A 771-nucleotide genomic window follows, 5' to 3' on the forward strand; every position below is an offset into this window, starting at 1 on the left:
GATGCAGCTCCTACCGTCAGGGTGGTAGTTGTCAATGTGGATTATTTTGTGAGAACCACCCTTTTGCTTGCTACGGCGCGGGGTGGTTTTCCTGTTCTCTAGTACGTTTTTCCGAAAGAAATATGCACTAACTTCACGCACGATTCCCTTCAGAACTTCTCGTAAGATTTCAAGAAAAGTTTCCAGTATTAACACCCCCTTCCCCTATCAAGGAAAAGAAGATTGACAACCCGGCCACCCAACTGTATTTGGCAATTAAAAAATGTTATAAACGGCAGTATCTTTTATGAATGTAAAAAGAGCAAAAATACGCAAGTAATGCATAAAAACTTGCATATTTTAGGCTCTTTAATTTTATTCCTTATAGTGTTAAAGCACCCGTTAGCCATCCATGAAGCGCAAAAATCATCGCTTCACCACAGAGAATGAAAATGGATCAGGCAGTCTATACTGTTTTAATGCTGGCGAAGAAGGTCTTTGAACTATGGTGCCTTTGAGCCCATCCGTTAGTCTGACTCCAACGACCACGGTGTGCCACCGACTGTCGCGCCCATTTAGGGGTAGCACTTATGGGAGATTAATCCTTTTTCTGGTTGTTGCGCCAGCCTTCCTGATTTTATTTTAAGTAGAATTTTAAGTAGAAAGGTATTACTATTTCGTTTTACCAGCCAACCTCATACTCTTTCCTTCAAGAGGCTCAGCCTTTTTTTAAAAACTGGTTTTTCTGGGTCTATTTTTTCATGCCCTTTTTTCAGTTTTTATTTTCATGGG

1 protein-coding gene is annotated in these 771 nt (G+C 40.6%); it reads right to left on the minus strand.

The window, feature by feature from the left end:
• Positions 1–186, minus strand: a 186-nt coding sequence (locus tag CHI06_RS30850; protein ID WP_142301034.1) for a hypothetical protein, incomplete at its 3' end; no start/stop codon positions are given.
• Positions 187–771 lie beyond the last annotated feature (585 nt).

The organism is Bacillus sp. 7884-1 (genome assembly GCF_002272245.1).
In the GTDB taxonomy this organism is placed as follows: domain Bacteria; phylum Bacillota; class Bacilli; order Bacillales; family Cytobacillaceae; genus Neobacillus.